General features: G+C 78.0%; 5 protein-coding genes. 1 reads left to right on the top strand and 4 read right to left on the bottom strand.

What is annotated here, in order from left to right; genetic code table 11:
• Positions 1 to 81: 81 nt before the first annotated feature.
• The 4 genes from ACRYM0_RS20480 to ACRYM0_RS20495 form a co-directional block, all read right to left on the bottom strand.
• Entirely contained in the window at positions 82 to 474 is a 393-nt protein-coding gene (locus ACRYM0_RS20480; protein WP_432507693.1) for a hypothetical protein, read from the bottom strand.
• Positions 475 to 644: 170 nt separating this feature from the next.
• Positions 645 to 1,631, bottom strand: coding sequence for a Gfo/Idh/MocA family protein (locus tag ACRYM0_RS20485; protein WP_432507694.1), 987 nt, complete (start codon positions 1,629 to 1,631; stop codon positions 645 to 647).
• Positions 1,628 to 2,662: a ribokinase gene (locus ACRYM0_RS20490; protein ID WP_432507695.1), complete on the bottom strand. Its 1,035-nt coding sequence runs from the start codon at positions 2,660 to 2,662 to the stop codon at positions 1,628 to 1,630. Before ACRYM0_RS20490 ends, ACRYM0_RS20485 begins: the two co-directional genes overlap by 4 nt.
• Positions 2,659 to 3,339: a metal-dependent transcriptional regulator gene (locus ACRYM0_RS20495; protein ID WP_432507696.1), complete on the bottom strand. Its 681-nt coding sequence runs from the start codon at positions 3,337 to 3,339 to the stop codon at positions 2,659 to 2,661. Before ACRYM0_RS20495 ends, ACRYM0_RS20490 begins: the two co-directional genes overlap by 4 nt.
• 140 nt (positions 3,340 to 3,479) lie before the next feature.
• On the opposite strand from ACRYM0_RS20495, the gene ACRYM0_RS20500 reads away from it, so the two are divergent.
• A complete protein-coding gene (locus ACRYM0_RS20500; RefSeq protein ID WP_432507697.1) occupies positions 3,480 to 3,740 on the top strand; it encodes a hypothetical protein in 261 nt (86 codons plus the stop codon).
• The last annotated feature ends 117 nt before the right edge of the window (positions 3,741 to 3,857 follow it).

Raw genomic sequence — 3,857 nt, forward strand, 5'->3', positions numbered from 1 at the left:
CCCCCCCCCCCCCCCCCCCACCCCCTCCACGCCCCCCCCCCCCCCCCCCCCCCCCGGGGTGGGGACGCGGGGCGGCGGACGTCAGAGCACGACGTCGAGGTGGCGCTCGCCGCCCGCGCCGAGGAACGTCATCAGGCGCAGCTGCACGTCCACGGGCACCGGGCGCGGGCTGGTGAGGGTGAGCCGGCCGATGATGCGGCGCACGTCGTCGGCGGTCAGGTCCCGCTCGGCGGGCACGGTGCCGGCCCGGCGCTCGCGGTTGATCTCCGCGGCGAGCTGCGCGACGGGGGTGCCCTCCAGCTCGTCGAGGTCGAGCGAGGGGCCGTACAGGTGGGCGATGAGGGTCCGGTCGGAGAACGTCAGCTCGTCCAGCGGGTCCTCGTGGACGTAGTCCGGGGTGATGCGCTGCACGGGCGTGACGTTCGCGAGCGCCTCGGGGCGGACGGTGCTGCGCACCGCCACGGGGGTGGTCACCGATCCGATCCGCACGACGATCGCCTCCAGCTCACTCGGTGTCGATGTTCTGTCACGTCGAGTGTCTCAAGGGCGGGGATCGGGTTGAGCTCCCGTCACCCGGACGGAGCAACGTCCGTCCGGGTGACGCGTCCGGGTGGCGCGTCCGGGTGGACCCGCGGGGCGGCCGCTCAGCCCAGCTCGTCGGCGCGCGCCGCACCCACCTGCCGCAGCGCCTGCTCGAACACGTCCGCCAGGTCCACCGAGAAGTCCAGCGGCACCAGCGGGCTCTCGGTGCGCGCCGCCGCCAGGCACTCGTGCACGTGCTCCAGCATGAACCGGTGCCCGTGCTCGACGGGGTTCTCACGCACCTCGGGCTCGCCGGCGCCCTCGCCCCGGCGGTGCACGGTGAAGCGGCGGCCGGAGTGCAGGGGCGCGTCCACGTCGATCCAGCCCGCGTCCCCCTCGATCCAGGCGCGCGAGGAGGCGTGCGCGGCGATCGTCGTGGACAGCGCCGCCACCGCCCCGGACTCCCACGACAGCGCCAGCGCCACCTGCCGGTCCACGCCCGACGGCGTCAGCGAGCCCGCGGCCCGCACCGCGCTGGGCGTGCCCAGCAGCGTCAGCGCCAGCCCGACCGGGTAGGGGCCCAGGTCCAGCAGCGAGCCGCCGCCGATGGCGGGGTCGTGGAAGCGCCGCGCCGACTCCGGCGCGGGGAAGCCCAGGTCGGCGTGCACCGACAGGACCTCGCCGATCGCGCCGGAGGCCACCACGTCCAGCAGCTCGCGCGTCAGCGGCAGGAACCGCGTCCAGTACGCCTCCATGCAGAACACGCCGCGCTCGCGGGCGGTGGCGACCAGGTCGCGGGTGGCGGCGGCGGTGACGGTCATCGGCTTCTCCACCAGCACGGGAGTGCCGGCCAGCAGCGCCGCCCGGGCCGGCGCGTGGTGCTGCGGGTGGGTGGTGGCCACGTACACCGCGTCGACGGCCGGGTCGGCCAGGAGGGCCGCCACGTCGTCGTACGCGCCCGCGGCGCCGTGCTCGTCGGCGAAGGCCCGAGCCCGGTCAGCGCCGCGCGAGCACACCGCCACGAGCTCCCCGCCGTCGGCGAGCTCCAGCGCCCGCGCCACCGTGCGGGCGATGCCGCCCGTGCCCACGAAACCCCACCCGACGCTCACCGCGCCACCTCCCGCTCGTCCCGGTCCTGCTCGGTCTGGTCCTGCTCGATCTCCTGGCGGCGCGGCAGCGACGCGGCGGCCCCCGCCCGGGCCACCGTCACCGCCGCCACCCGCACCGCCCAGCGCGCGGCGTCCACCAGCCCCGCCCCGCCCAGCAGGGCGTCCACGACGGCTGCCGCGAAGCTGTCGCCGGCGGCGGTGGCGTCCACCGCGTCGGCGGGCTCGGCGGGCACCTCGGCGGCCCCGGCGGGGGTGACGACGACGCAGCCGAGCGCACCGCGGGTGACGATCGTGGTGCCGTCGGGGCGCACCGCGCGCGCCTGGCGCACCAGGCCGTCGACGTCGGCGGCGACGTCCTGCCCGGCCAGGACGGCCAGCTCGCCGGCGTTGGGCACCAGGAGGTCGGTGCGCCGCAGCAGCTCCGCCGGCAGCGGGCGCGCGGGGGCGGGGTTGAGCACGAGCAGCCCGGTGCACAGGCCGGCGGCGGCCAGCAGGGCGGCGTCGGGCACCTCGCACTGCAGCAGCACCGCGCGGGCGCCGCTGACCACCTCGGCGGCGGCCCGCACGCGCGCGGCGTCGAGGTGGTCGTTGGCACCGGGGCTCAGCACGATCGTGGACTCCCCGCCGTGCACGAGGACGACGGCGACGCCGGTGGGCGCGTCCACCGCGGTGACGTGCGCGACGTCCACGCCCTCGGCGGCCAGCGCGGCGCGCAGCGCGCGGCCGTCGGCGTCGTCGCCGACGGCGGCGACCATCGCGGTGCTGCGGCCCAGCCGGGCGGCGGCGACGGCCTGGTTGGCGCCCTTGCCGCCCGGGCCGCGCACGGCGTCGGCGCCGCGGACGGTCTGCCCGGCGGGCGGCAGCGCGGTCAGGGCGATGGCCAGGTCGGCGTTGACGCTGCCCACGACGGTGACGTCGCGGGTCTTGGGGGCCTGCAGGCGACCGTGCGCGTCGCGCACCGAGCCCGCCGGGTCGCCGGCGCCGTGGCGGGGGGCCGGCTCGTGCGCCGGGCCGTGCGGGTGCGCGCTCACCGGGCGGGCAGGACCCAGATCGCGGCCACGGCCGGGTCGCCGAGGTCGACCTCGCGCGCGCCGGGCCCCTCGCCCAGGCGCACGACGGTGGTGCCGGCGAACTCCCGGCGCTTGAGGACGCGCACCCGCAGGTCCAGGCCGATGCCGAGGTCGGCGAAGTAGCGCAGCACGTCGGGGTCGGCGTCGGAGATGCGGGCCACCGACCCGGCGGCGCCCTCGGGCAGGTCGGCCAGGCTGTGCGCCCCGGGGCGCGGGACGGTGCCGTCCGGGCGCGGGATGGGGTCGCCGTGCGGGTCGCGTTCGGGGTGGCCCAGGCGCCGGTCGAGGCGGTCGAGCATCCGGTCGGAGACGGCGTGCTCGAGGACCTCGGCCTCCTCGTGGACCTCGTCCCAGGAGTAGCCGAGGTCGGCGACGAGGAAGGTCTCGACGAGCCGGTGGCGGCGCACCACGCCGAGGGCCTGGGCGAGCCCGGCGTCGGTGAGCTCCACGCCGCCGTAGCGCTCGTGGCGCAGGAGCCCGGCGTCGGTGAGCTTGCGCACGGCTTCGGAGGCGGTGGAGGGCGACACGCCCAGGGCCTGGGCCAGCCTGGACAGGGTGATCTTCTCGTCCGACCACTCCCCCGCGGCGTAGACCGCCTTCAGGCAGTCCTCGGCGGCCGGGGTGGCGGGGCGGAGCACGGGGTCAGCTTGCCACCTGAGTCCCCGCGCGGGGACGGGCGCGCGGGCGGCACGAGATTTCGGCGCACCGAAAACCGTTTGTCGACGTACAGTGGGGGTAGGAGCAGGAGCACCACCCGCACGTGACGAGGGAGGTCGTGGTGGACCGACGCTGGACCGGGATCGGCGACGCCGTCCTCGCCGTCGCGCTGCTCGCGGCGAGCGCCGCCTCCGCCGTGGCGCTGCGCTGGCCCGAGGCGGTCGCCGCCCTGCTGCTGGCGCTGACCTGGGGCGCCGCCGCGGTGCGGCGCCTGGCCCGCCTGCGGGCCACGGGTGCCGTGGAGACCGTGGAAGCCGCCGCCACGGCCGTGACCGACGGCGCCGAGCCCGCCGCGCCGGCCACCCCCCGCGCCGCAGCCTGAGCCCGCGGCACCCGCCGGGGGGGGCCGCCGCGCCGCCGGGCCCGCCGGGGCGGGGGGGGGGGGGCCGAAAAGTCTAATATATTTGGGGTGTCGCCCCTGGGGGCCACGTGATCTAGG

The sequence above is a fragment of the Kineococcus arenarius subsp. arenarius genome (assembly GCF_050871845.1).
Taxonomy (GTDB): domain Bacteria; phylum Actinomycetota; class Actinomycetes; order Actinomycetales; family Kineococcaceae; genus Kineococcus.